Source organism: Bradyrhizobium sp. Ken51 (assembly GCF_055807435.1).
In genome coordinates this window covers 1-239 of the sequence record NZ_JBVVPB010000209.1, presented here as the reverse complement: position 1 = coordinate 239, position 239 = coordinate 1, and the positions used below count along the sequence as shown (strand labels likewise).

At 51.9% G+C, this 239-nt stretch carries 1 protein-coding gene; it reads right to left on the bottom strand.

Annotated features, from left to right (window positions below; all coding sequences use genetic code 11):
* Window positions 1-239 (bottom strand): hypothetical protein (locus AC0L27_RS41505; RefSeq protein ID WP_473323941.1); only part of this gene is annotated, 239 nt, incomplete at both ends.

The window sequence follows — 239 nt, the reverse complement described above, 5'->3', positions numbered from 1 at the left end:
CTATCTTCCTCTTCTTCAACCTGTTCAGAAGGAGGCATTTTTTTACTGTCGATGTTGACCTGAATGTCTTTCAGCGCCAGATCATTAATACAAACACTGCTGTTCCACAGGCACTCAAGCCCGACAGCCAGATGCAGATTGCCCGCTTTTACCGCCACGCCTGGCTGCTCATAACGAACGTCAGACAAGGTGAGATCGCGCCAGCCGCCGGTGACCTTGCCAATATCCAGTCCTGGCAC